This is a genomic window from Pedobacter gandavensis, assembly GCF_032678745.1.
GTDB lineage: Bacteria > Bacteroidota > Bacteroidia > Sphingobacteriales > Sphingobacteriaceae > Pedobacter > Pedobacter gandavensis_C.
Map to the genome: position 1 here is coordinate 159,853 of NZ_JAVTST010000010.1, position 26,029 is coordinate 185,881.

Genomic DNA, 26,029 nt, shown 5'->3' on the forward strand with positions numbered 1-26,029 from the left:
AATATATTCATAGAAACCTCCATAACGGGGGTTTTTATTTTTTTAGATAAATAAATAAGTAGAAACATTTTGAAAACTAAGATATTAGTTTTAAGTTTATACTAAGGTTTTAGTTATAGTGTCTGTTGACGAGCAAACATGATCCTTTAACCCAGTAAAAAACACCGGTAAAAAAACAAACACGATGGAGATTAAAGATTTAACAAAAGCAGAAGAACAAATCATGCAAATTCTGTGGCAGATTGAAAAGGGGTTCGTGAAAGAAGTAATGGACTTTTTGCCAGAGCCAAAGCCCGCTTATAACACCGTCTCAACGATCATCAGGATCCTCGAGGTGAAAGGTTTTATTGGGCACGAGGCCTTCGGAAAATCACACCAATACTTTCCGCTCATTAGCAGAGAGGACTATAAACGCCATGCTACAGAAAAGCTATTGGGAAACTACTTTGAAAATTCGGTGGAAAGCATGTTTTCTTTCTTTGTAAAAGAAGAGAAACTTGACTTGAGTGATGTAGATGAAATTCTTAAAATGATTAACAAAATTAAAAACAGACCGAGATGAGTTGGGCACATTATATCCTGCAGGCCAATATCTATTTAGTGATATTCTATGGCTTTTATAAACTGTTTCTAGCAAATGAGACCTACTTTACCATGAACCGGGTGTACCTGGTGATGTCGGGGATCTTGTCCTTATCCATTCCTTTTTTACGAATCGAGTGGTTTACAAAGCAAGCTGTGGCGCAGCCCATTTACACAGGGGTGGACCAGTTACAGGACTTTGTAACACAAGTGACCTACGGCCCGGAAGCCCCGGAAAGGTTCAGCCCAGGGAATTTGCTGGTCGTAGTTTATTTAGCAGGTATAATGATTTGTACCCTCCTGTTCCTTTATAAGCTGATTATGGTAACCAGACTGTTAAGGCGGAAAACTACTGGAAATGCCTTTTCATTCTTTACTAAAAAAAGAATAGATGAGCAGCTTCCGGAGCTAGACACCATTAATAAGCATGAAGAGATTCACATCCGTCAGCTGCACAGTATGGACATCCTGTTTTTTGAATTGTTGAGCATTTTCACCTGGTTTAATCCCATCATTTACGGTTACAAGTACGCCATTAAAAACATCCATGAGTACCTGGCGGATGAGGAAGCTGCCAAATTCCAGGGAGACAAGGAGCAATATACCCTACTGTTGTTGAGCAGGGCATTTCATATTGCGCCAAACAGTCTCACTAATACTTTCTTTAATAAATCACTGATTAAAAAGAGAATATTTATGCTACATAAACAACGATCAACCAGAACCGCCATATTCAAATACGGCCTATTTTTTCCTCTTTTTGCCATCACGCTGATGCTTTCTTCTGCAACTATTCGCAGTAATGAAACCATCATTGCAGTAACAGAAGAGATCCCATTAAACGAACCACTAACCGCTATTAATGAAGTGATCGTAGCGCCAGTTAAAGTGAAGCTAATAGCCAAAAAAGCAATAGCAAGCCATACGGCTGTCAAAACGATCAGCATAGACCCGAAGTCCCCAGCATGGGAAAAGTTCTATACCTATCTTAAAAGACACATCAGATACCCTGCCGAAGCGTACAACACCAGGTTACAAGGACATAGCCAGTTGAAGTTCAGCATTAAAGCTGGCCAGGTAGGCAATATCAGTATCCTAAGTAAATTAGGCTCTGGAACCGATGCAGAAGTGATTAGAAACCTGGTTTCTTATGAAGACTTCAGTACGGCTCAGGATGGGAATTACATCCTTCCGGTACTCTTCAAGTTTTCTGAAGATACCAATCCGTTAAAAAACCCTAAGCTAACGGCGTTAAAAGGCTATACATCTTTAAGCCTGATTACCATCATCACCTTTGGACCCGCTAAAGAAACAGCGTCTAAAACCGGCAATCTCAATGAAGTTGTAGTCAGCGCTGAAGACTCAAAAGTCCATGATTTTGTGACTGTCGACAGGCAACCTAGCTTTCCTGGGGGCATGGCCAACTTCTACAAGTATGTAAAGAGCAGCGTCAAATATCCTAAAGAAGCTTATACTAATAAAATAGAAGGCAAAGTTTTTATTTCCTTCATCGTAGAGAAAGATGGAAAACTTAGCGATATTAAAGTAGAAAGGAAGTTGGGATATGGCACAGATGAGGAGGCCGTCCGCGTATTAAAAGAATCCCCAAAATGGGACCCTGGAGTGCTAAATCATACGATTGTGCGCGTAAAATTCAATATACCAATCAGCTTCTCGATGACGCCATCCCCCCAGTAACAAAAGATTAATTTTATCATATTTATGCTCCAAACAAACATTTTAACCAAAAAGTCCGTATTCGCATACGGACTTTTTCTGCATGCAGTCACCAGTACAATGGCGGCTTCCGCCACAACGACCCCTAATCATGGAGCGCTAATTACAGCAACAACACCAATCCTTTCCAGCAAACACCATGATGATCAATTTAAAAAGACCTGGGGAGGACTTTACAGCTATTTCTTAAAAAAGATAAAGTACCCTACTCAGGCTCGAGACTACGGAGTCCAAGGTAATACTCATCTTAAATTCAGCATTAAAGACGGCAAGATTGGCGAAATTAGCCTTTTGGAAGAATTGGGTGCGGGATGTGATGATGAGGTCATCAAACTACTCAATACCTACCCAGGATTTACCTCTGAAAATGATGGAAATCATATTCTTCAAGTCAGCTTCACCTTTGCCGGCTCTACTAGTCCATTAAAAAACCCCACAATACCTGTTTTAGCTGGCTTTACTCCTTTAAAGTCAATCGTTGTCGTAGCTCAGGATATGCTCAGTCCAGCAGAAATCCGTAGCCAGGCAGCAGCGAAGGCCAAAAACGAAGCCGATCAAAAAGAAATGGCCCTCAAATACAAAGATGTCACAATCGACAGCAACGATACCACAAAATATGATGTAGACGCAGTAGAACTCGCCCCAATATTTCCTGGAGGCATGTCAAAATTCTACGAATATATAGGCATCGCCTTCAATTACCCTAAGAACTCTAGTTTGAAAAAGATAGAAGGGAAAGTATTCCTATCCTTTGTGGTAGAAAAAGATGGTAGCATTAGTGACCTTAAAGTCATCCGGGGCCTAGATCCAGCCGTAGATGAAGAAATCATCAGATTGATGAAAGCATCCCCAAAGTGGATTGCTGGTGTTCGAGATCACAAATACCTCCGTGTCAATTACACGATGCCTATTACCTTAAAACTATCGAAACCTAGATAATATAGTCACCTAAAAAAACCTACTTAAACACGAAAGCCCAGCTATAATAGCCGGGCTTTCGTGTTTAATATCCTTGTCTCGTTACTTAAAGCTATTAAATAGATTCCTCAGATACAAATTTTGCTGATAAAAAGTCTCTATTCATACGTGCAATATTCTCTAAAGAAATTCCTTTAGGGCATTCTGCTTCACAAGCACCAGTATTGGTACAGTTACCGAAACCTTCGGCATCCATTTGCGCTACCATACTTTGTACCCTGCGGTAACGTTCCGGCTGTCCCTGAGGCAATTGTGCCAACTGAGAAACCTTTGCAGAAACGAATAACATTGCCGAAGCATTTTTACAAGTTGCTACACAAGCACCACATCCGATACAAGCTGCAGCTTCGAAAGCTGAATCCGCCTGTACTTTTGGAATAGGCAGGTTGTTTGCATCCTGTGCATTCCCTGTATTCACTGAAATAAATCCACCAGCTGCAATAACGCGGTCAAAAGCAGTACGATCTACCGTTAAATCTTTGATTACCGGAAAAGCCTTCGCTCTCCATGGTTCTACAACGATCGTATCTCCATCTTTAAATGAACGCATGTGCAACTGACAAGTTGTTACCCCTTCTTTTGGTCCGTGAGGACGGCCGTTGATGTACATAGAGCAGGCACCACAGATACCTTCTCTACAATCGTGATCAAAAACAACTGGCTCATCACCTTTTGAAATCAACTCCTCATTCAACACGTCAAACATTTCTAAGAAAGACATATCAGGAGAAATCTCTGACAACTTATAATCCACCAATTTACCATTGGTTTTGCTATTCTTCTGACGCCAGATTTTCAGCGTTAAATTCATATTTCCTGTACTCATGATATTGAGATTTTAGTACTTGCTATTTATAACTTCTTTGTGCAACCTTGATGTTTTCGAACTTCAACTCCTCTTTATGCAGGTTGAAAGTCACATCTCCTTTGTATTCCCATGCCGATACATAAGCATAGTTTTCATCATCACGGAGTGCTTCACCTTCTTCTGTCTGGAACTCTTCTCTGAAGTGACCACCACAAGATTCATTTCTGTTCAAGGCATCAATACACATCAACTCACCTAATTCGATAAAGTCGGCCACACGACCTGCTTTTTCCAATTCAGGGTTGAACTCATTAGCCTCACCTGGTACGCGCACATCAGACCAGAAGTCTTTACGCAGCTGTTGAATTTCCGCAATTGCTTCCGTTAATCCTTTAGCGTTACGGGCCATACCACATTTATCCCACATGATCTTTCCTAATTTCTTATGAAAATGATCCACAGATTTAGTTCCTTTAATTGCGAATAACTGATCTACAATGCCTTTCACACTAGCTTCAGCTTCCACAAATGCAGGGTGATCCAATGGAATTGCTTTTGTAGCAATCTCTTTAGATAAGTAAGCACCGATAGTAAGCGGGATCACAAAATAACCATCTGCAAGACCTTGCATCAATGCCGAAGCACCTAAACGGTTTGCACCATGATCTGAGAAGTTAGCTTCACCTAAAGCGTACAATCCAGGTACAGTAGTCATCAAGTTGTAATCTACCCAAAGTCCACCCATTGTATAGTGAACAGCAGGATAAATACGCATTGGCAACTCATAAGGATCTTCTCCGGTGATTTGCTTGTACATATCAAACAGGTTACCATATTTTTCCTTAATCACCTCACGGCCTAGGCTCATGCAAGTTTCTTTATCAGGATTATGGATATTTTGTTTATTTGCTTCAATACGACCGTAACGTTCTGTATTTGCTTTGAAATCCAGGTATACTGCCAATTTAGATTTACCTACACCATAACCTGCATCACAACGTTCTTTAGCCGCACGAGAGGCTACATCACGAGGAACAAGGTTACCGAAAGCAGGGTATCTACGCTCTAAATAATAATCTCTTTCTTCTTCAGGAATATCGATTGGAGAACGATCATCACCTTTTTTCTTAGGCACCCAGATTCTTCCATCATTACGTAATGACTCAGACATCAGGGTTAATTTACTTTGGTGATCTCCTGAAACAGGGATACAAGTAGGGTGAATCTGCGTGTAACAAGGGTTACCGAAGAATGCACCTTTTTTGTGTGCTTTCCAGGCTGCCGTTACGTTACTACCCATTGCATTTGTAGAAAGGTAGAAAACGTTACCGTAACCACCACTACCTAGCAATACTGCATGACCGAAATGGCGCTCTAATTCACCGGTGATTAAGTTACGGGCAATGATACCACGTGCTTTACCATCAATAACTACAACGTCCATCATTTCATGGCGGGTAAACATTTCCACTTTACCCATACCAATTTGGCGCTCTAAAGCGCTATATGCTCCTAAAAGCAATTGCTGACCGGTTTGACCCGCAGCATAGAATGTTCTTTGAACCTGTGTACCACCAAAAGAACGGTTGTCTAAAAGACCACCATACTCTCTTGCTAAAGGCACACCTTGAGCCACACACTGATCGATAATGTTTGCACTCACTTCTGCCAAGCGGTAAACATTAGATTCACGAGCGCGGTAATCACCACCTTTTATAGTGTCATAGAATAGACGGTAAGTACTGTCACCATCATTCTGATAGTTTTTTGCGGCATTGATACCACCTTGAGCCGCGATAGAGTGCGCTCTTCTTGGTGAATCCTGGAAGCAGAAACACTTCACTTTATAACCCATTTCAGCTAGAGTTGCTGCTGCAGAAGCACCTGCCAACCCAGAACCTACTACAATAACTTCTATGCTTCTTTTATTTGCCGGGTTAACTAATGGCATCGAGGACTTTAATTTAGTCCATTTCTCCATTAAATCGCCTTCCGGTATATTTGCATTTAATTCAGCCATTTTATTTAAGCTTTATATAAGTTCAAAAATTATTTAATAAAACCTGCGTAAATAGCAACAGGCATAATAGCAAATAGAATTGCGATGATAATTGAATACCATACACCAAATGCTTTTATTAGCGGCGTGTATTTTTTATGATTCCATCCTAAAGTCTGGAATGCAGAAGCAAAGCCATGTAATAAGTGGTAACATAGAGAAGCCATTGCCAATGTGTATAAGATCACCACCCAAAGTGTTTGGAATCTTGCTACCATTACTGCAAAAAGGTTTTCATGTCCGTCAGCATCAACTGTAGGAATTCCTGTAAAACGAGAAACTACCCAGAAGTCAGATAAATGCACGATCAGGAAAATTAAAAGGATAGTTCCTAATAATCCCATTGATCTGGAATACCATTTACTGTTTGCTGCGCCATCAACTACCGCATACTTTACCGGACGTGCCGCCTGATTTTGGAAAACCAAACGTAAGCCCTGGATAATGTGTGCTAATAATCCAGCCATCAATACGACTTCCATCGCTCTGATTAGCCAGTTGGTAGCCATAAAATGTGCCCCTACATTGAAGGTTAAGCCACCGTCATTTACAAATATCAATAAATTGATAAAGCAGTGAACTGCGAGAAATGAAATAAGAAACAGGCCGGTGATACCCATTATTAGTTTTTTTCCTATAGACGAGGAAAAAGCGTTTCCGAAACTAGCCATTTGATTGTATTTTAGTTCTATTCATGCAAAAGTATTTAATAAAAGAATTAATTGGTTAAGGATTGTCATAAAAAAACGACAATCGGTCTATTTAGAAACATTCTAGACTTTGCAACACAAAAAGCCGCTCCATTCTATCCGAAAGGCATCCTTTAAAGCAAAAAAAAAACGGGAAACAGTAAAAACTGCTTCCCGTTTAAATCATTTATGAAAACTAATTCCTTAGAAAGTGAAGGAATAATTTTGACCATCGGCACCTACACCAGTGATCGTTGTCATTCCGTTTTTAGAAGTAGGCAATGCTGCTTCTACATCTTTCGCAGAGTTTACTGGTTTACCATTTACGCCAGTGATCAACAATCCTTTTGGAATCTCCAAAGAGTCGAACAATTTACCTGGCTCAACAGCAGTAACCACAACTCCGGATTTAGCACCAAGTTTTGCTTTTAGCGTAGCTGGAGCTGGTGCAAAAGTTGCGCCCAGTTTGCTAATCGTTGCACCTGTAGCTTTACCTGTTGCCGCAGTTTTTGGCGTAGTCACACTGCTTTCACCTTTTAAGGTTACGCTAATATCTTTCAAAGCGCCATCTCTTAAAATGGTCAGGTTGATTTTATCACCAGGACTCATACGGCCAATTTTTTCCTGTAAATCAGGAGAATCATAAATTGGCTGACCTTCTACCTTTTTGATGATATCACCTTTTTTGATACCTGCAGCGGCACCACCACCATTTTCAACTACATCCATTACATACAGACCGTTGATGTCTTTAACTTTCAGATCTTCCGCAGCATCTGCATCCAGTGGACGGAAAGAAACGCCTATATAACCACGTTTTACCGTGCCATATTTTCTGAAATCTTCCAGAATCTTTTTAGCAAGATTCACTGGAATTGCGAAACCATAACCTTCGTTAGTACCGGTTTGAGAAGCAATCGCTGCATTGATACCAATCAATTCACCATTTGCATTCACCAAGGCACCACCACTGTTTCCAGGGTTAATCGCGGCATCAGTTTGAATGAAAGACTCAATACTGGTGTTCACACGTTGAGGTGCTTTACCAGTTCTGCGGTATTCTTCATACTCTTGTTCTGTTAGCTGGTTTTGTTGTCTCGCAAGGATACCAATGCTTCTGGCTTTTGCGCTCACAATACCTGCAGTAACGGTAGTTTGAAGATCCAATGGGAAGCCTACAGCCAATACCCATTCCCCAATCTGCACATTATCAGAGTTACCCATTTTTACCACTGGTAATCCTGTTTCTTCCACCTTAATCAAGGCAAGGTCAGTATTTGGATCTGTACCAATTACCTTCGCTATTACCTTACGGCGATCAGAAAGGATCACCTCAATTTTATCTGCATTTTCCACCACATGGTTATTGGTTACAATATATCCATCTGGGGTTAAAATAACACCGGAACCAGAAGCAGCTCTTGGCGCACGTGGCATACTACGGCCACCGCGACCAAAAAATTCTTCGAACATATCTATTGGCGAACCTGCAGATTGCTCAGAACTTTTGCCACCATAAGTAGTTTTAATGTGTACCACCCCTGGCGATACTGCTGCTGCAGCCTGCACAAAATCTACCGCACCTGTTGAAGAAATCTTCGCCGGGTTATTTGCAAAAAGTACATTTTGTTGCTCAGTGATGGACCTTCCATCCTGATTACGTTCCAATAATTTATAGCCACCAAGTGCAGCAGCTCCACCCATCAGAGCGGCCAATGCTATCAATCCTATTCTTTTCATTTGTCTCCTATTTTTTTGTATGTTTTCAATTAACTCTATTCCGATCTGGTTCAACCCATCTACCTAATTGGCGAAAAGCCAGACCGCATTTATTTATTTTACCTGTTAAGAACTTTTCTTTTCATTGGATTAGTCAAATTTAATACCAGATCAACGATATTTGCATTAGTAACAGCCCTTTAAAACTGTTAAAAAATGTTAAAATAGAAACCAAATAACGTTTATGAAAACCAAGTTCTTCAAGTACCAGGGCGCAGGAAATGACTTCATTTTAATTGACAACCGTGATCTTTCTTTCCAATATAAGGATAATAATGCGGTTTTAGACCTGTGTAACAGGCGTTTCGGAATTGGAGCGGATGGATTAATGTTGCTTCAGGATCATGAAAGTCATGATTTTGAGATGTTATACTTCAATGCAGACGGGAAACTGGGCAGCATGTGTGGGAATGGTGGAAGGTGCATCGTTGCATTTGCCAAGTACCTGGGCATCATTGATATAGAAACTGAATTTTTGGCAGTAGACGGCCCTCATTATGCCAAAATTTCAGCAGAAGGCGACTGGGTAAACTTACAAATGATCGACATTGATACGATAGAAAAAGATGGAAATGCCTATGTTTTAAATACAGGTTCACCACACTATGTATTACAAGTGACCGGCTTAAAGGACAAGGATGTCTTTAGTGAAGGAAAAGCCATTCGCAATAATGAAACCTATAAAACGGAAGGCATCAATGTGAATTTTGTAGAAAACCAAGGGGATCATTTCTTTGTCCGCACTTTCGAAAGAGGCGTGGAAGATGAAACTTATGCCTGTGGAACCGGCGTTACCGCAGTAGCCCTATCCATGGCGCAACACTTAAAACAAGAAGGACACATTGAAACCCCTATAAAAGTATTAGGAGGCGATTTACGCATCCAGTTTGATTATGACGGCTCAAAATTCCGCAATATATTTTTATGTGGGCCGGCAGTGCAGGTTTTCAAAGGAGAAGTTAACGTATAACTACTCCCCTTCTGCAAGGTGTGCGGCCACGCCGATTTTAATCTCTCCAAAAGTATAGTCCCTACCCAGGTGTTCCCTAATCGGATTCATCTGGAGGGTCTTTAAATCCTGAATCGCTTTCAAAATCTTATCTAGTTTCTTCTTACCAATGATATCCTTCGCCGAAACCTCATGTTTCGCGACATAAAAAGCAAGGTGTCCTTCAATGGTACCAATCACCATTTTACGTTCCGAAGCAATTTCAGCTAGTGTTTTTCCTGCTTTCAGCATTTCCAGAGAAACCTCTTTCGTATCTACTTTAGGTTCTTTTTCTGCCTTAACAACAGCGATTTTCCCTTTTGTCGCAGTTTTTCCTTTCTTAGCGGTAAAGTCCAGCTTACCCGGAACGGCAAATACTTTGGCCATCGTAGCCGCTCTTTCCTCCTGACTCATCAACGCCGTTACGTCCTTTTTGGTGAAATCCCTTCCATTAATGGTGGAACTCAACATCGCCGTTGCTTTTCTTATTTTCTTATACTGATCATAAAACAAGGCTTCCATTTCCAACAGCTCTGTTAAATAGGCAGTCACCTGCTTATCCTGTTTTACCAGTTCCATACGTTCAAAAATACGTTTGGAAAAACCAACTACAATCGGATTGAAGTAGTTTTCAGCGGCGATGGTTCTTTCCAGTAAAGCCGTTCTTCCTTCAGGGGTATCTACAGCATACATCCGTTGAATCTGCCCTAAGAACTTATTGGCATTCGCCTTCACTTCACTCAAATCTTTGAGCAACTGTCCGGCCCATTTCACATGCTTTTGCTTGGCAGATTTATTAATATCTTTTGTATAAGAATGCACATGTTCGTACACATAATTATCTAATGGCGTCAGGTCAAAACACTGTAAGAGATAAGATCTTAAAAAAGCATCACTTTCTGTAACGATCTGTGTATCCAGGCTCAGCTGATTCTCTTTAGTTTTCGAAAAGAAAGACACATTTTGATCCTGTCGGATACCAGAGCCTGATATTTTGGAAGTAAGGATTAGTCCATCCAGGGAACGAAGACGGGATAGTGCCACATAAATTTGTCCGGGGGCAAAAGCACTACCAATGTCAATAATGGCTTTATCAAAAGTTAAACCCTGACTTTTATGGACGGTAATTGCCCAGGCCAGTTTCAAAGGATATTGTGTAAACGTTCCTGCCAGCTCCTCTTCAATCTCCCCGGTCACCTTATCCGTGGTATATTTAATATTTTTCCAGGTATATTTTTCCAGGATAATCTTCTCATTTGTCCCCTCCGCCTGCACCTCTATCAGATCCGTCCTCAATTCAGTCACCACTGCAATCTTACCATTGAAGAACCGCTGCTCTCCCGTAGGATCATTTTTGATAAACATCACCTGTGCGCCTTTTTTAAGCTCCAGAATATGTTCTGCAGGATAGGCATACTCGCTAAAATCATTCTCAATTTTAGCTGTGTACAAGTAAGACGAAGCTTGTAACTCTTCCAGTCTTTCCTTATTTAAAGTATCAGCCTTGTTATTATGGGTAGTTAGGGTAATGTATTTATCATTAACAGTAGGCTTAAAATCGGCCTTATAGTATTGATCCAACAATGCCACATCCTGAGCGGTTACTTCATTATTACGCAGGTTATTCAACAAATTAATGAACACCTGATCTGCCTGCCTGTATATTTTCTCCAGCTCAATATAGATTGGCGGATTATTTTGCAGGGCGAGGGCATCGAAGAAATAAGCGCTGTTATAAAACTGCCCCATCAGGTTCCATTCCGAAGATTTCACTACTGGAGGCAACTGGTGTAAATCACCGATAAATAATACCTGTACGCCGCCAAAACTAGCTGTGTTGTTCCTTCTGATATAGCGCAATACCATATCTATGGCATCCAGTAGGTCTGCACGAAGCATACTTACCTCATCGATGATCAGTAGTTCCATATCGATCAATACCTTCCTTTTCGAGGAAGTCATGTTTAAGTGGCGGACAATAGATTTGGGAGTATTGTATTGTTGGTTATAATGATCCCCATCTGCAGCCGGAGCTTTAGGCAAATAAGTGCCAAAAGGAAGCTGGAATAAAGAATGAATGGTAACTCCTGCAGCGTTAATCGCTGCAATACCTGTTGGTGCCGCGATGACTGCCTTTTTATGAGTCAGATCAATCAGGTTACGCAAAAAGGTAGTTTTTCCGGTGCCGGCCTTTCCTGTCAGAAAGATGTGTTTGGAAGTATAGTTTACAAATTTAGCGGCAAGCTCGGCGGGGTTTTGTTCAGACATATTATGGGCATCAATTAAAAATAAACCATCTTTAAATTGTTGTGCTCAAAGATAAGAAGAATGCTGTTAATTAATAATGATTAAAAATCAATCGTCTTACGATATAAAAAGCCCCATTTGAGATTTGGGTAAAGAAGCAAAACAACAAGCGCCAGATCTAAGACCGGGCGCTTCAAAAATTATTTATTTCTTTTCTTTAATCTGTTCCAGCAGGGCCGCCATCTCTTTTACCCGCTCTGGATATTTAGAGGCCAGGTTGTTTTTCTCTCCCAGATCTTCCGTCAAATGATACAGTTGTGCGCTGGGCAGGTTTCCCGTTTCGATGCCTACATCCTGCATGAATGGAGCCCCTTTACTCGGCCCGATATATTTCCATCCATCTTTCAAAAGAGAAAGAGAAGCACCTTGTGCGACAAATGCCGACCTGCCTTTTTGAGATTTACCCATCAAAGCATCCAGTAAATTCTCACTATCCGGGGCATCACCGGCAGGAACCGGCTGTTGAATCAACTTCGAGAAGGAAGCAATTAAATCCATCTGACTTACCAATGCAGAAGACACTTGTGGCTTCAATTGCCCAGGCCAGCTCACAATAAAAGGAACCCTGGTTCCGCCTTCCAGCGAACTATACTTTCCACCACGCAATACGCCGGCAGGCTGATGTCCGTTTTGCTTGGTTACCGCCTCATCCTGATAGCCATCGTCCAGAACCGGACCGTTGTCACTCGTAAATACAATCATTGTATTTTTATCAATGCCCAGCAATTTCAGCTGCTTCATGATTTCTCCAATCGTCCAGTCTAACTGTAAAATCGCATCACCACGCAATCCTAAGCCACTTGTTCCTTTAAATCTGGTAGCTGGCATACGCGGTACATGTGGTTCCGTTAATGCGAAATACAAGAAGAAAGGCTGGTGCTGATTTTTCTCAATAAAGCCTTGAGCAGTATTTAAAAAGGTGGTAGAAACCTCCTCATCCACCCATCTTGCCATATGACCACCGCTCATATAACCGATACGGCCAATGCCATTTACAATGGTCTGGTTATGCCCCTGTCCCGGGGAACTATGCATTTTCAATAATTCAGGATGGTCTTTGCCCGTAGGATCATCCCCTACTTTTTTCGCATAATCCACTTCTATAGGGTCATTGGCTTCCAAAGCCAATACTTTATGATTTTCCAGAAACACAGTAGGTACCCGATCTGCGGTAGCTGGAAAGATAAAGGAATAGTTAAAACCAACTTCATTAGGTCCTGGTTTCACTTCATTATTCCAGTCTTTTGCTACTGCATCCCCTAAACCAAGGTGCCATTTCCCCACAATTCCGGTTTGATACCCTGCTTTCTTAAATAGGTTCGGTAAAGTTGTTTTATGGGTAGGAATGATCAATGCTGCATCGCCGGGCAAAATCCCCGTCCCTTTTTTCCGCCAAGGATATTCTCCCGTCATGAATGCATAACGGGATGGCGTACAAGTGGCAGAAGTGGCATGACCATCGGTAAAGCGAATCCCATTTGCCGCAAGGCGATCTAAATTTGGAGTATTGATTTTTGTTGCACCATAACAGCTCAGATCTCCATAACCAAGGTCATCTGCACAAATATAAATGACATTGGGTTGGTTTTTCCTGAGCTTCTTCGCAGACTGGCCAATGGCTGTGCAAGCCAATGCCATAAAAAAAAGGGTTAACAGGTTCTTATTCATGTGTGTAGTTTAAGGTGGGCTAAGATAATCAACAATCCCATAAATTACCGAATCCCTATAAACCACAATTAAAAAGGGTTTAGCCCTGTTTCTATTATAATTATCCAACATTAAATAATCTTTAACATAATTTAACATAGTCCAACCATTTATTAACACTTATCACTAAATATTTAGTTATATCTTGTGTTAACCAAATAACCTCAAATGAAACTTAAATTATTCTTCCTGTTTTTAGTCTGCTATTGCCCGTTTTTAGTATTCTCACAAAGCAATTATGAAGTAAAAGGTGTGGTTACCGACACCGCAGCAACGTACAAAATGGTGAACACCACCATTACCGTTTTAAACGCCAAAGATTCCACGCTTGTCAAATATGCTCGAGCTAATGCGAATGGAGCCTTTAAGTTAAGCCCACCGAAAGCTGGCAAATTTATCATCCTGATCAGCTACCCCGGCTATGCCGATTATGTAGAGGATTTCAAATTAGACTCCATAAAAAAGACCCATGACTTTGGCCGCTTAAACCTGATGTTGAAATCGACACTATTAAACGATGTCATCATCAAAGGAAACATCAGTGCGATCAAAATGAAGGGGGATACGACAGAATTCAATGCCGCCGCCTACGTGATTCAACCCAACTCAAAGGTGGAAGACCTGTTGAAACAACTGCCCGGCATCACCATTGACAAAGATGGAAAAATTACTGCCCAGGGCCAGGCCGTAAATAAGGTACTCGTAGATGGGGAAGAATTTTTCGGAGACGACCCTACTCTGGTTACTAAAAACATTCGTGGCGACATGGTGGATAAGGTACAGCTCTTCGACAAAACCAGTGATCAAGCTGCATTTACCGGTATTGACGATGGGGAAAAAGCAAAAACCATCAACATCAAACTTAAGGAAGATAAGAAACAAGGCTATTTCGGAAAAGTAGATGCCGGTCTTGGCAATGATGATTACTATCAGGGACAAGTCGCGATCAATGCTTTCAAAGGAAAGAAGAAAGCTGCCGCTTACGGCACCATCGGCAACAATGGAAAAACTGGCTTATCCTGGGACGACAGAAGCAAGTTTGGCACCAGCAATATGCAAATGAGTGACGATGGCATGTATATGTTTTCTATGGGCAGCAACGACGATGGATTAGATTCTTATAACGGCCAATACAACGGGGAAGGCATGCCTAAAACCAAAAGTGGTGGCGCTCATTTTTCCAATAAATGGAACAAAGACAAAGAAAACATCAATGCGAATTATAAGGTCGGAGAAATTAGTGTCGCAGCGAACAGTAGCACAAAAACGCAGAACAATTTACCTGAAGGATCAGAAACACCTATCATTTTCAGCAATTCAAATGAACGTTCTGATAAGCGGATGTTCCGACAAAAGCTAGACGCCACCTATACCATCAATCTGGACAGCAATGCCACTTTAAAGGTGGGCGTTGATGGTATGCTGAAAAATAACAATTCGGATACCGAGGGCTATGCCAGCAGCGAACGTCTGAATGGAACAGCTATTAACAACAGCAAAAGCAACTCCGATAATAAAGGAGACCAGAGAGACCTCAATGCAAGTATATTATATACACAGAAACTAAAGAAAAAAGGGCGTACATTTTCCCTTAGCCTGGGGCAAAACATCACCGAAAACAACAATAAAGGCAATATATATTCCCTGACCAACTATTTTGATCTCAACGGAGATTTCAAAAGAGACTCTATCCTGAATCAATATAAGACTGCACATAACAGCAATTCCAGATTCAGCACCAATGCCACCTATACAGAACCGCTTTCTAAATCATGGTCGGTTATTGTAAATTATGGTCTGATTGTAAGTCAGGGAACTGCCGACAGAAGATCCTACAATCAGGATGCAGATGGCAACTATAGCAACCTGGACATGGCATTCAGCAATGACTTCAAGCTAAATCAAACTTCCAATCAGGGAGGGGCAATATTCAATTATAAAAAAGACAAGACAGTTTTCAATTTCGGAACTAAGGTTTCCGATGTCAGCTTCAAACAAATAGATGGCTTTACACAGGCAAGCTTTAAAAGAAATTTCACCAACTGGAACCCTCAGGCCGGCTATACCTATAATTTCACACCGCAGAAATCTTTTAGGTTCAATTATTATGGAAACAATACCCAGCCCAGCATCAATCAGTTACAGCCGGTAAGAGTAAACAATGATCAGCTGAATATTTATGATGGAAATCCGGACTTAACGCCTTCATTTACGAGTCGCATTAATATGAATTTCGGCAATTATAAGGTAATGAGTGGCGAGTCCATTTGGATAAGTATCAACAGTAGCCTAACTACCAATGCCATTGCCAACCAAACCATTATAGATGATGAAGGTAAAAGCACGCATAAACCGATCAATATTGAAGGAAAATTACCAATCACCTATAGTGCTAATGTTTATTACGACAGGAAGATCAAATTTCTAAACATGAATGCAGGTCTGAGTACAGGGGTATATGGGGGAACCAGTTACAGTATGATTAACGATCAGTTCAACACCACCACCAATACCACTTACAGAGGAGACCTTAGACTATCTAAACGCAAAGAGAAAAAATATGATGCCTATGTTTCCGCCGGACCAGCCTATAACCTGAGCGGATCTTCTCTACAGAAAAACTTGAATGACAATGGCTGGAAAGCCAATGGAAGTATGGGTTTCACGGTTTATCTCCCTGGAAAAATTGAGATTGGCAGTGATGGAGATTATGAATACAGGGCTAAAACAAAATCCTTTAACCAGAGCTTCGAACGTTTCATCTGGAATGCAAACATTAGCAAGAAATTCTTCAAAGGAGAAGACCTGAAACTATCCCTTTCAGGCAACGATCTCTTGAACCAGAATACCGGTTTTGACAGAAATGCCAGTAGCAATTTAATTACCGAGAGAAGATACAACACCATCAAAAGATACTTTATGGTATCATTACTATGGGATTTTAATAAAATGGGCGGATCAGCTCCTACAAAATAACCGCTAAAAAGATAAAATAAACAGATGAAAAAGACCCTAATTACCCTTACAATATTGCTCGGATATACGGGCATCTATGCACAAAATGTACGTTTTACAACAGATGGTGTTGTCGAATTTGAAAGGAAAGTAAACATGTACGCAACCCTTAAGAAACGCATCAACAAAGACAATGAAGCCTACCTGCAAGTTGCCTATGATACCTACAAAAAAAATCAGCCGCAATTCAAAATCATGAAAAGCACATTGACCTTTTCAAATGACAAATCATTGTTCTCCCCGCTTCCGGACACACAAAAGGATGCGGGTGGATTTTGGGGAGGAGACCCAAACAGCACGCAAAACAACACCATTTTCAACGACTATGCGACCAGCAGCTTCATCACACAAAAGAAAGTGTTTGAAGAGACTTTCCTCGTGAAAGACAGCTTAAGAAAAATCAATTGGAAACTCACTTCTGAAACTCGGGAGATTGCCGGCTATGAGTGTAGAAGGGCAAATGCAGTGATAATGGACTCCATTTATGTGGTGGCATTTTACACTGATAAAATCCCCGTTTCCGGCGGACCTGAGTCTTTCAATGGCTTACCGGGTATGATCCTGGGCGTAGCCTTGCCACATGAGAACATCACCTGGTTTGCTACCTCTGTTAAAGACAGGCCAGTCACCGCAGCAGAATTAAAAGCTCCGGTGAAAGGCAAAGCCGTAAATACGAAAGGATTAAATGATACGTTAACGGGCGTTTTAAAAGACTGGGGTACTTACGCACAAACCATCTTAAAAGCCCTTACAATTTAATTGACTAATAATTTATAGCCTTTTCCATGCACATTGAGGATTTCTACCTTAGGGTCTTCCCTAAGGTACTTCCTTAACTTACTTAGGAATACATCCATACTCCGACCGTTAAAATAATTGTCGTCATGCCAGATGCTCAGCAAAGCCTCTTCCCTGGTCAATACCGCATTTTTCTTTAAACACAGCAATTGCAACAACTCCGCTTCTTTGGTGCTGAGCTTTTGTTGCTGCCCTTTATAATGAATCAATTGAGTGGTATAATCAAAAGTATAATCGCCAATCTGGAACTGCGTTTCTACCGGAGCCTGCTCTACTGGTTCTTTTGAGGAAACCCTTTTCAACAAGGCATTGATCCGAAGCAACAATTCTTCTATACGGAAAGGTTTGGTGATGTAATCATCTCCTCCCAGATCGTAAGCGGAGGCCTTATCCTCCATCATGGCTTTTGCTGTAGCAAAGATGATGGGCACCTGCTGATTGATCTTTCTAATCTCTTTTCCAAGTGTAAAACCATCTTTCTTAGGCATCATGACATCCAGAATGCAAAGGTCAAATTCCTGCTTTGAAAAAGCCTTCAGGCCTTCTTCTCCATCCACACATAGTATCACCTCAAATTTCCCTTTCAATTGCAGGTAATCTTGCAAAAGTAAACCCAGGTTCGGATCATCTTCTACCAATAGAATTCTTTTCATTATTTACGGTTTAGGGGTAAGATTATTTCAAATACAGTGCCTTTATCTTTTTCACTATGCACCTTAATTTTTCCTTCCATCTGCTCGATGATATCCTGGACATAATTTAGTCCCAGGCCGAAGCCTTTAACATCATGTAAGTTTCCGGTGGGCACTCTATAGAACTGATCAAAAATACGTTTTGTTTCCTCTGTGGTCATGCCAATCCCTTCATCAGCCACTTCAATAACCAGGTGTTTATTGGTATTCCGCGTGCTGATAGTAATTTTCGGCCTTCCGGCGCTGTATTTATTGGCGTTATCAATCAGGTTATAAATGACATTGGAGAGGTGTAGCTCATCTGCTAAAATCAATGGCTGTCGGGCATCCAGATTCAGGAATAATTCCGTCCCTTTCTTTTGCAGCTGCAAATTCATACTGTCTACCACCACAAGGATCAGTTCATTTACGTTCAATACCGTTTCTTCCAGTTTCAATTCTTTCTTTTCCAATCGGGCGATACTCAATACCCTTTCGATATGATTACCCAGGCGTACATTTTCATCATAAATGATCCCTGCCAATCTTTCCACTCTCTTTTTATCTTCAGCAATTTCCGGATCTTTCAACGCTTCACTGGCAATCATGATGGTGGCCACGGGAGTTTTAAACTCATGGGTCATGTTGTTGATGAAATCCGTTTTCATCTCCGATATTTTCTTTTGCTTTAAGATGGTATAAATGGTATAGGCAAAAATAAAGACCAGCACGAGCAGCAGCGCTGCTGAGGAGGCCATCGTGACGCTCAGGTTACTAAATATCAAAGAATTTTCATTGGGGAAAGTCACATATAACATCCCCGGATCTCTGAAAATGTCATCGCTAAATAAAGTCACCTTATGCAGGTTTGAGGGCGAAGGCACAACGCTTTCCTGGGATACCTTACGGTAAACCACAGAATCCTTCTGGGCCAGTTTCACCCAAAAATCATAGTCGAGCTTGATGTTCCTGTTGAGGAGTTCCGTTTTAATCAGCGTATCCAGCACATCTCTGGGCACCCGCTCATCAATTGGCACATTTTCCTGACGCATTTCCTTGGCTACATCTTCCAGGTAATTCAGGCTATTTGTTTTAATGATGACCGTATCTTTCAGCAGGTCTTTAAATGCCCGATGGAATTTCTGTGTTTCGATCTCATCTTCACTTTTAAATTTCGCCACCATATCCGGCGAAACCCTGGGCAGGGTAATCAATAGCGGCTTTTTACTAAAAGGATTAAAAGCCAGGTAGCGGATGCTGTCCGGAAGTTTATCGGTAGATACCTTAAAGGTCTGTGCTTTCTCTGGAATATAAATTTGGTTGACATTGGCTGTGACGACATTTCCGGCCTTATCGACACCAAAATTCATGTCTACCTGCAATGGAGATCTTTTATCATCATCAACATTAGACATTGATAAATATTCTTTCTCACTAATGATTGTTGGGTTCAAATAATTATTGCGGATCACACTGTCCTGCATATTCAAATCGGCAATGATTTTCTTTTGCTGTTCCAGTTTCCGGCGTTCTTCTTTTGCCTTATGCTGTTCCTTAAAATCTACCAAAACCTGCGCCTTGTCTCTTAATTCGGCTTCTCTTTCTTCTTTAAGCTGATCTTCCTTTTTAAAAAGATGCGTTGCCGCATACCTTTTCTGTACTTTATTGACCACGGCATTTAAGGCCTGGCTCACATCCTGTTCGAAAAGCTGAGATTTTAAGGCATATGCTTCCCTGATGTAATACAATTGCATCACAAATACACCAAGCAAAGCTATGGTCATTAGAGCGGTGATTAACCAAAGACTTCTTTTTTTCATTCCGGATTGTTCAAAAATAGATAAGGTAAGGCACAAATGTGCTTATTTAACACTTTTTAACACGCCATCTATCTGCAAATCATCTGAATTAAACCCGTTACTATCGTTGTCATTTCAAATAGAATTTAAAGTCCAACTTAATGATTTCGCGGATCAGCACAAAATTCTGAGCTTCAAAAGATAAAAACTGAGCCTGATGGCATAAAAACAGGCTTGGAACAGAAGCGGTAAAGCGTGCTAATCCACAGGCGTTCTCAAGGTGTACTGCGGCCGCTCTGCTAGGGGTTTGATAGGCTCAGCTGCCTTCCAAAACCGGAAAAAGGCCCTGCTAGATCGGCAGCAATTATAGCATGTATTAGGTTTGTATTCCGGCGCTATTTAGGAAGGTGTTTAATTCATACACCAATCAATGGCCCTCAATATTGGGCAAAAAATAGAGCCTGTCCGAATAAATCGGACAGGCTCGTTGGTCAATTTGTCTATCGTTTAAAAAAGATCTTTAGAAAGGAAGATCATCTTCCTCACCTGGAGCATTGTTCAAATCTGCTGGTGGAGCATAAGCAGGCGTTGCTGCCGCTGCTCCTGGAGTTAAGGCATTGATACGCCATACTACCAGACTATTGAAATATGATGTTTTTCCTGTTTTATCGGTCCATGGACGACCGCGTAAGTTAAAAGAAACTTCCACGTCATCACCAGTTTTTAAGCTATCGAATAAAGCTGTTTTATCTTGTAAAGCTTCAAATCTGATGTACTCAGGATAAGTAGGATTTTCTGCGTATTCTATAATCAGGTCACGTTTCTTAAAAGTCTCACTCACCTGTTGTAATGCACCAATTTCATGCACTTTTCCTTTTATTTCCATAACATTTACTATTTTATTCTCGTACAAAGTTCAAATCTCTATATTTTTATTGATAACTTCGCACAATATATTATGCAAGTTTTCCACACAAAAAGCAAGGTTATCTTAACCTGCAACAAGCGATTATCGCCATATCTACAGGAAGAGGTTAAAGCCCTGGGCTACACTATTGTTAGGGATTTCCCTACAGGGGTGGAGTTAAATATAACCCTTACTGAATGCATCAAGTTGAATTTAAACCTGAGGTGTGCCAGTCAGATTTTATATTGCCTAAAAAGCTTCAAAGCCAACAACCCGGAAGAATTGTACCGGGAGCTGGTGGATATGGAGTGGGAATCGCTGATTGATTTCTCGGGATACTTCTCGGTGACTTCAAATGTGGATAACCCAACCATTACAACGCCGCTTTTTGCCAATCTAAAAGTAAAAGATGCGATTGTAGACAGAATTAAAGACAAAAAAGGAATCCGTCCAAATTCAGGGTCAGATGCCAATAAAGCAGTGGTACACCTTTACTGGAAAGACAGTGAGGCAGACATCTTTTTGGACACTTCCGGAGAAACGCTGGCCAAACATGGTTACCGTAAAATCCCTGGAAAAGCACCAATGTTAGAAGCATTGGCTGCTGGTGTGATCATGAGTACCCAATGGGACCAGAAATCACCATTCGTTAATCCGATGTGTGGTTCAGGAACACTGGCTATTGAAGCGGCTTTACTAGCCACTAACCGTCGCCCTGGATTGTTCCGTATGAACTACGGTTTTATGCACATCCTGGGTTATGATGAAGAGGTGTTCTTCGCGGAACGCCGTATTCTGAAAGAACAGGTGATTAAAAATATTGACTTAACGATTATTGCAACCGATCTTTCCGAAGATGCGGTAGAAGTAAGTCGCAAGAATGCGCAAACTGCCGGTGTCGATACCCTGATTACTTTTGAAGTTTGTGATTTCGCAGAAACGAAAGTTCCAGAAGGTGGAAAAGGTGTGGTGGTTTTCAATCCGGAATACGGAGAGCGCTTAGGTGTACATTCGGTATTGGAAGCGACCTATAAAAGAGTTGGTGATTTTATGAAACAGGAATGTAAAGGTTATTTCGGTTATATTTTTACCGGAAATCCAGATCTTGCGAAGAAAATCGGCCTTAAAGCCACCAAGAAGATAGAATTTTACAACGGTAAACTAGATTGTCGCATGCTCGAATATGAGTTGTATGATGGAACTAGAAGACCTGATCCTAAGGAGATAGCAGAATAATTTAGAGAAATTTCGTTTTTTTTTCTATTTTAACATCTATTCCTGTTTAGTTTACGTTTATTACTTCAAATAACCGTAAACTAAACTTCCCAAAATATGAATGAGCAACTCGAAATTAACGTCAGAGAGATTCCTTCCACCATCAAAAAGATTAGGAAAATCAAATGTTTAACCCAGGAATACCTGGCTGCTAAACTGCACATCTCTCAAAATGCCTACAGTAAAATCGAACTGGGCCACAGTAAGCTAACCGTAGAACGCTTATGTCAGATCGCTAGCATACTGGATGTTAAACCCAATCAACTACTTTACTTTAAACCCGCGGAATTTGTAGAAGCCTTAAGAGCTTCCGGTTAATTCTCCACATCATTTTTTTTTCCGTTGATTTCAGATACTTTTGCTGGAAAGCAATAGAGTATGAATAGCATTTTGGAAAAAACCATCACATTTGTTAAAAAAACATTAGCAGGTGCGGAAGCCGGGCATGATTGGTTTCACATTGAACGTGTGTACAAGAATGCCCTGCACATTAACAACACTGAAAAAGGCGACGAATTAATTGTGGCCCTGGCCGCGCTATTGCATGATATTGCTGATCCGAAGTTTAATAATGGTGATGAAGAAATCGGCCCTAGAATGGCCGGAGATTTTCTTACCGATCTCGCTCTGGAACCAGAACAGATTCAGCATGTACAACAAATCATCAGGAACCTGAGTTACAAAGCCAGCCTGGGTACGGTTACCTTCCAATCTAAGGAACTGGACATCGTACAGGATGCGGATCGCCTGGATGCCATTGGTGCGATTGGAATCGCTCGCGCCTTCACTTATGGCGGCTATAAAAATAGGGTGTTATACGACCCTGAAATCGCTCCTAACCTCAATATGAGTAAGGAAGAATATAAAAACTCAACCACCCCTACCCTCAATCATTTTTATGAAAAGCTTTTGAAATTAAAAGATCTCATGAAAACAAACACAGGAAAAGAAATTGCAGCGCAACGCCATGATTTTATGCTCGTTTATCTGGATCATTTCTATAAAGAATGGGAAGGAAAGATTTAACGTATAATTTAAATCTAAATTGTAAATTGCCTGCATGAAGTTAAGCGTCCTCGTACTAATTGCTGCCTTTGCAGTAGGCCTATCGATAGGTTTGGTCAATTTCTATTTCCAACAGAGCTGGTATTTTATGGCCGTATCCTTTGGGGTGTCATTTTTGACCAGTTTTATTGTATTTTACTACCTGCTGGAGAAATACATCTACTCTAAAATCGTGCTGATTTATAAGCTGATTCACAATTTAAAATTGGGAAGAGACTTAAAAGACGCTTTAGGAGAATATGTAAGCAGTGATCCCATCAATGATGTAGAACAGGAAGTGAAAGAATGGGCAGGTGCAAAAAAACGGGAGATTGATGTTTTAAAAAAACAAGAGCAATTCAGAAGAGAGTTTTTATCGAATGTATCTCATGAATTTAAAACTCCGCTATTCGCCATACAGGGATATATAGAGACTTTACAGGACTGCCTGATTGATGATCCGGAAATGGCTGTTAAGTTTCTGAAAAAGGCGGAAAACAATGTAGAACGCCTAAGTTACCTGATCAACGACCTGGATTCTATCTCTAAGTTAGAAACCGGAGAAATTCCAATCAACTATACCAAGTTTGATTTTGTGGTCCTTGCTAAAGAAGTAATGGAAGGCCTGGAAGACAAGGCAAAGAAAAAGAACATCACCATCTCCTTCAAAGATAAATACACGCACCCGGCTTATGTAAATGCCGATAGGGAGAAAATCCGTCAGGTGATGATCAATCTGATTCAGAATTCCATCAAATATGGTAAGGAAAATGGCTCTACTGCCATCAAAATTTTCGAACTTCATGACCAATACCTGATCGAAGTGACTGATGATGGAATCGGAATTGAAGAAAAACACCTCCCTCGTTTATTCGAACGTTTCTACAGAATTGACTCTCACAGATCCAGACAGGAAGGTGGCACCGGACTTGGTCTTGCTATCGTAAAACACATTTTGGAGGCTCATCAGCAGATTATTTCAGTAAGAAGTACATTGCAAATCGGAACCACTTTTGCCTTCACATTGCAAAAGATTGGTTAACAATGACAAAGCTTTTTCAAAATAACTTAACACTTAACATTAACTTAACATTACACTCATACTTTTGTATCATATTTTATAAGTAGGATGGTCAAGGCATTATGCGGGTTTTCATCTGACAATTAAAACAAAATATAATATAACAGATGAATAGCATTTTTAAGTTCTTCACGCCAAAAGACAAAAAATTCCAGCCATTATTCGAGCAGGCAGGTAGCAATGTATTGAAAATTTCTGAGGCACTATTACTTGCTCTAAGTTCAACAGACCTGGAAAAAAGAAAAGAATACATTAAAGAGGTGGAACGTTTAGAGCATGTTGGTGACGACATTACCCATTCGATCTTCTTAGAATTAAGCAAAAACTTCATTACTCCATTCGACAGGGAAGATATCCATGCCCTGGCTAGTGCGGTTGATGATATTGCAGATTATATTCATGCTTCTGCAAGTAACATTGAGCTTTACAATATTGTTAACATTGGTGATGCAATGATCAAACTGGCAGAATTGCTGGTAGAAATGTGTACCGATTTGGACAAAGCGATTAAAGAATTGAGAAGTTTCAAAAACATCCGCGTAATTGCTGATGCTTGTGTAAGAATCAATAGTGGTGAGAATCAAGCTGACTATGTGACGAACCTTGCAATTGCACGTTTATTCGAATTTGAAACCAATGCAATTGAACTGATTAAACAAAAAGAAGTACTGCAGACCTTAGAAATGGCTACAGATAAATGTGAAGATGCAGCAAATGTGTTGGAATCTATTTTGGTAAAGAACGCTTAAACCTTCAATAAAATGGTAACTACCTTATTGGTCGTTGTAATTGTCCTGGCAATTGCCTTCGATTATATCAATGGCTTTCATGATGCAGCAAATTCAATTGCAACCATTGTATCAACGAAAGTATTATCGCCCTTTCAGGCAGTGTTATGGGCTGCGGTCTTCAATTTCGCTGCATATTTTTATTTCACTGACCATAAAGTAGCCAATACGATTGCGAAAACGGTAGTGGAAAATTTCATCACCCTGGAGGTGATCCTGGCCGGTCTTTTAGCCGCTATCACCTGGAATCTTTTTACCTGGTGGTTCGGAATTCCTTCCAGCTCTTCACACACCCTGATTGGTGGTTTCGCTGGTGCTGGTATGGCTAAAGCAGCTTCATTAGGCGTAGGCGTAATGTCGGCAATTAACCTTGCACCCATCCTTAAAGTAGTCGCATTTATTGTGCTTGCTCCGGTAATCGGGATGGTGATCTCCGTGATTATATCTATTATTATCCTTCATATTTCCAAAAATGCACGTCCATCAGTTGCAGAGAAATGGTTCAAAAGATTACAGTTGATCTCTTCCGCTGCCCTGAGTTTTACGCATGGTGGTAATGATGCTCAAAAAGTAATGGGTATCATTTACGTAGCAATGGTGGCTGCAAATGTCCTTAAAACTGGCGATACCATGCCAGAATGGATTCCAATCTCTTGTTATGCGGCAATCGCATTAGGAACAATGAGTGGTGGTTGGAAAATCGTGAAAACAATGGGTTCAAAAATTACAAAAGTGAATGCTTTTGAAGGTGTAGCCGCAGAAACTGCTGGTGCCGTAACTTTAGGAATCACAGAACACTTTGGTATTCCAGTATCTACAACGCATACGATCACAGGATCTATCGTTGGGGTTGGTTTATTGAAAAGAGTATCCGCAGTACGTTGGGGAGTAACAGTGAGCTTATTATGGGCATGGGTATTAACCATTCCAGTATCAGCTACACTTGCAGCCCTGGTTTACAGTGTGATTCATATTTTCTTTTAACCTAAAGATCATATTGGGAGTATCTCCCATAAA

Annotated in this window: 21 protein-coding genes; 12 read left to right on the forward strand and 9 right to left on the reverse strand. The window is 40.8% G+C overall.

Annotated elements, in window-relative coordinates; translation table 11 throughout:
- Positions 1-184 precede the first annotated feature (184 nt).
- Genes R2S10_RS22945 through R2S10_RS22955 form a run of 3 tightly spaced genes read left to right on the forward strand, consistent with a single transcriptional unit; the run spans position 185 to position 3,258 of the window.
- Positions 185-562, forward strand: coding sequence for a BlaI/MecI/CopY family transcriptional regulator (locus R2S10_RS22945; protein ID WP_316822311.1), 378 nt, complete (start codon positions 185-187; stop codon positions 560-562).
- Positions 559-2,280: a TonB family protein gene (locus R2S10_RS22950; RefSeq protein ID WP_316842758.1), complete on the forward strand. Its 1,722-nt coding sequence runs from the start codon at positions 559-561 to the stop codon at positions 2,278-2,280. Before R2S10_RS22945 ends, R2S10_RS22950 begins: the two co-directional genes overlap by 4 nt.
- A gap of 24 nt (positions 2,281-2,304) precedes the next feature.
- Positions 2,305-3,258, forward strand: a complete 954-nt coding sequence (locus R2S10_RS22955; protein WP_316842759.1) for a TonB family protein — start codon at positions 2,305-2,307, stop codon at positions 3,256-3,258.
- Positions 3,259-3,352: 94 nt separating this feature from the next.
- On the opposite strand, the gene R2S10_RS22960 is transcribed toward R2S10_RS22955, so the two are convergent.
- The 4 genes from R2S10_RS22960 to R2S10_RS22975 all read right to left on the reverse strand — a co-directional run bounded on the left by R2S10_RS22960 (position 3,353) and on the right by R2S10_RS22975 (position 8,593).
- Positions 3,353-4,123 carry a succinate dehydrogenase/fumarate reductase iron-sulfur subunit gene (locus R2S10_RS22960; RefSeq protein WP_316746507.1) on the reverse strand — a complete coding sequence of 257 codons (771 nt, stop codon included), beginning with the start codon at positions 4,121-4,123 and terminating at the stop codon, positions 3,353-3,355.
- A 22-nt stretch (positions 4,124-4,145) separates the two neighbouring features.
- A complete protein-coding gene (locus tag R2S10_RS22965) occupies positions 4,146-6,125 on the reverse strand; it encodes a fumarate reductase/succinate dehydrogenase flavoprotein subunit (RefSeq protein ID WP_316842760.1) in 1,980 nt (659 codons plus the stop codon).
- A 29-nt stretch (positions 6,126-6,154) separates the two neighbouring features.
- On the reverse strand, positions 6,155-6,835 hold the full coding sequence (locus R2S10_RS22970; protein ID WP_316842761.1) for a succinate dehydrogenase cytochrome b subunit: 681 nt from the start codon (positions 6,833-6,835) through the stop codon (positions 6,155-6,157).
- A gap of 222 nt (positions 6,836-7,057) precedes the next feature.
- Positions 7,058-8,593, reverse strand: a complete 1,536-nt coding sequence (locus R2S10_RS22975) for a Do family serine endopeptidase (protein ID WP_316842762.1) — start codon at positions 8,591-8,593, stop codon at positions 7,058-7,060.
- 223 nt (positions 8,594-8,816) lie between these two features.
- Between R2S10_RS22975 and dapF the strand changes: the two genes are divergently transcribed.
- The gene (dapF, locus tag R2S10_RS22980) at positions 8,817-9,602 is read left to right on the forward strand and encodes a diaminopimelate epimerase (RefSeq protein WP_316842763.1); all 786 of its coding nucleotides are present in this window, start codon (positions 8,817-8,819) and stop codon (positions 9,600-9,602) included.
- Here dapF and R2S10_RS22985 read toward each other — a convergent pair whose 3' ends face one another.
- On the reverse strand, positions 9,603-11,888 hold the full coding sequence (locus R2S10_RS22985; protein ID WP_316842764.1) for a helix-turn-helix domain-containing protein: 2,286 nt from the start codon (positions 11,886-11,888) through the stop codon (positions 9,603-9,605). It lies immediately after the preceding gene.
- Between the two features lie 183 nt (positions 11,889-12,071).
- The gene (locus tag R2S10_RS22990) at positions 12,072-13,595 is read right to left on the reverse strand and encodes an arylsulfatase (RefSeq protein ID WP_316842765.1); all 1,524 of its coding nucleotides are present in this window, start codon (positions 13,593-13,595) and stop codon (positions 12,072-12,074) included.
- Between the two features lie 207 nt (positions 13,596-13,802).
- Here R2S10_RS22990 and R2S10_RS22995 point away from each other — a divergent pair, with 207 nt between their 5' ends.
- Entirely contained in the window at positions 13,803-16,610 is a 2,808-nt protein-coding gene (locus R2S10_RS22995; RefSeq protein ID WP_316842766.1) for a TonB-dependent receptor, read from the forward strand.
- Between the two features lie 24 nt (positions 16,611-16,634).
- Positions 16,635-17,408 carry a GLPGLI family protein gene (locus tag R2S10_RS23000; protein WP_316842767.1) on the forward strand — a complete coding sequence of 258 codons (774 nt, stop codon included), beginning with the start codon at positions 16,635-16,637 and terminating at the stop codon, positions 17,406-17,408.
- On the opposite strand, the gene R2S10_RS23005 is transcribed toward R2S10_RS23000, so the two are convergent.
- The 3 genes from R2S10_RS23005 to R2S10_RS23015 form a co-directional block, all read right to left on the reverse strand.
- The gene (locus R2S10_RS23005) at positions 17,405-18,100 is read right to left on the reverse strand and encodes a response regulator transcription factor (protein WP_316842768.1); all 696 of its coding nucleotides are present in this window, start codon (positions 18,098-18,100) and stop codon (positions 17,405-17,407) included. The genes R2S10_RS23000 and R2S10_RS23005 overlap by 4 nt on opposite strands.
- Positions 18,100-19,938: a HAMP domain-containing sensor histidine kinase gene (locus R2S10_RS23010; protein ID WP_316842769.1), complete on the reverse strand. Its 1,839-nt coding sequence runs from the start codon at positions 19,936-19,938 to the stop codon at positions 18,100-18,102. The genes R2S10_RS23005 and R2S10_RS23010 overlap by 1 nt, the downstream gene beginning before the upstream one ends.
- Positions 19,939-20,437: 499 nt before the next feature.
- A complete protein-coding gene (locus R2S10_RS23015) occupies positions 20,438-20,803 on the reverse strand; it encodes a DUF3127 domain-containing protein (protein WP_062550689.1) in 366 nt (121 codons plus the stop codon).
- Between the two features lie 72 nt (positions 20,804-20,875).
- On the opposite strand from R2S10_RS23015, the gene R2S10_RS23020 reads away from it, so the two are divergent.
- The 6 genes from R2S10_RS23020 to R2S10_RS23045 all read left to right on the forward strand — a co-directional run bounded on the left by R2S10_RS23020 (position 20,876) and on the right by R2S10_RS23045 (position 25,996).
- Positions 20,876-22,060: a class I SAM-dependent RNA methyltransferase gene (locus R2S10_RS23020; protein ID WP_316842770.1), complete on the forward strand. Its 1,185-nt coding sequence runs from the start codon at positions 20,876-20,878 to the stop codon at positions 22,058-22,060.
- 96 nt (positions 22,061-22,156) lie between these two features.
- Positions 22,157-22,417, forward strand: a complete 261-nt coding sequence (locus R2S10_RS23025) for a helix-turn-helix transcriptional regulator (protein ID WP_316842771.1) — start codon at positions 22,157-22,159, stop codon at positions 22,415-22,417.
- A gap of 60 nt (positions 22,418-22,477) precedes the next feature.
- Positions 22,478-23,125, forward strand: coding sequence for an HD domain-containing protein (locus tag R2S10_RS23030; RefSeq protein WP_316842772.1), 648 nt, complete (start codon positions 22,478-22,480; stop codon positions 23,123-23,125).
- A 34-nt stretch (positions 23,126-23,159) separates the two neighbouring features.
- Positions 23,160-24,185: a sensor histidine kinase gene (locus R2S10_RS23035; RefSeq protein ID WP_316842773.1), complete on the forward strand. Its 1,026-nt coding sequence runs from the start codon at positions 23,160-23,162 to the stop codon at positions 24,183-24,185.
- Between the two features lie 146 nt (positions 24,186-24,331).
- Positions 24,332-24,973, forward strand: a complete 642-nt coding sequence (locus R2S10_RS23040) for a DUF47 domain-containing protein (protein WP_316822125.1) — start codon at positions 24,332-24,334, stop codon at positions 24,971-24,973.
- A gap of 12 nt (positions 24,974-24,985) precedes the next feature.
- Positions 24,986-25,996 carry an inorganic phosphate transporter gene (locus R2S10_RS23045; protein ID WP_316842774.1) on the forward strand — a complete coding sequence of 337 codons (1,011 nt, stop codon included), beginning with the start codon at positions 24,986-24,988 and terminating at the stop codon, positions 25,994-25,996.
- The last annotated feature ends 33 nt before the right edge of the window (positions 25,997-26,029 follow it).

What these genes read in the sequence shown, in the direction of transcription:
- R2S10_RS22945 (WP_316822311.1), top strand. Translation starts at nt 185, where the DNA reads ATGGAGATTAAAGATTTAACAAAAGCAGAAGAACAAATCATGCAAATT.
- R2S10_RS22950 (WP_316842758.1), top strand. Translation starts at nt 559, where the DNA reads ATGAGTTGGGCACATTATATCCTGCAGGCCAATATCTATTTAGTGATA.
- R2S10_RS22955 (WP_316842759.1), top strand. Translation starts at nt 2,305, where the DNA reads ATGCTCCAAACAAACATTTTAACCAAAAAGTCCGTATTCGCATACGGA.
- R2S10_RS22960 (WP_316746507.1), bottom strand. Translation starts at nt 4,123, where the DNA reads ATGAGTACAGGAAATATGAATTTAACGCTGAAAATCTGGCGTCAGAAG.
- R2S10_RS22965 (WP_316842760.1), bottom strand. Translation starts at nt 6,125, where the DNA reads ATGGCTGAATTAAATGCAAATATACCGGAAGGCGATTTAATGGAGAAA.
- R2S10_RS22970 (WP_316842761.1), bottom strand. Translation starts at nt 6,835, where the DNA reads ATGGCTAGTTTCGGAAACGCTTTTTCCTCGTCTATAGGAAAAAAACTA.
- R2S10_RS22975 (WP_316842762.1), bottom strand. Translation starts at nt 8,593, where the DNA reads ATGAAAAGAATAGGATTGATAGCATTGGCCGCTCTGATGGGTGGAGCT.
- dapF (WP_316842763.1), top strand. Translation starts at nt 8,817, where the DNA reads ATGAAAACCAAGTTCTTCAAGTACCAGGGCGCAGGAAATGACTTCATT.
- R2S10_RS22985 (WP_316842764.1), bottom strand. Translation starts at nt 11,888, where the DNA reads ATGTCTGAACAAAACCCCGCCGAGCTTGCCGCTAAATTTGTAAACTAT.
- R2S10_RS22990 (WP_316842765.1), bottom strand. Translation starts at nt 13,595, where the DNA reads ATGAATAAGAACCTGTTAACCCTTTTTTTTATGGCATTGGCTTGCACA.
- R2S10_RS22995 (WP_316842766.1), top strand. Translation starts at nt 13,803, where the DNA reads ATGAAACTTAAATTATTCTTCCTGTTTTTAGTCTGCTATTGCCCGTTT.
- R2S10_RS23000 (WP_316842767.1), top strand. Translation starts at nt 16,635, where the DNA reads ATGAAAAAGACCCTAATTACCCTTACAATATTGCTCGGATATACGGGC.
- R2S10_RS23005 (WP_316842768.1), bottom strand. Translation starts at nt 18,100, where the DNA reads ATGAAAAGAATTCTATTGGTAGAAGATGATCCGAACCTGGGTTTACTT.
- R2S10_RS23010 (WP_316842769.1), bottom strand. Translation starts at nt 19,938, where the DNA reads ATGAAAAAAAGAAGTCTTTGGTTAATCACCGCTCTAATGACCATAGCT.
- R2S10_RS23015 (WP_062550689.1), bottom strand. Translation starts at nt 20,803, where the DNA reads ATGGAAATAAAAGGAAAAGTGCATGAAATTGGTGCATTACAACAGGTG.
- R2S10_RS23020 (WP_316842770.1), top strand. Translation starts at nt 20,876, where the DNA reads ATGCAAGTTTTCCACACAAAAAGCAAGGTTATCTTAACCTGCAACAAG.
- R2S10_RS23025 (WP_316842771.1), top strand. Translation starts at nt 22,157, where the DNA reads ATGAATGAGCAACTCGAAATTAACGTCAGAGAGATTCCTTCCACCATC.
- R2S10_RS23030 (WP_316842772.1), top strand. Translation starts at nt 22,478, where the DNA reads ATGAATAGCATTTTGGAAAAAACCATCACATTTGTTAAAAAAACATTA.
- R2S10_RS23035 (WP_316842773.1), top strand. Translation starts at nt 23,160, where the DNA reads ATGAAGTTAAGCGTCCTCGTACTAATTGCTGCCTTTGCAGTAGGCCTA.
- R2S10_RS23040 (WP_316822125.1), top strand. Translation starts at nt 24,332, where the DNA reads ATGAATAGCATTTTTAAGTTCTTCACGCCAAAAGACAAAAAATTCCAG.
- R2S10_RS23045 (WP_316842774.1), top strand. Translation starts at nt 24,986, where the DNA reads ATGGTAACTACCTTATTGGTCGTTGTAATTGTCCTGGCAATTGCCTTC.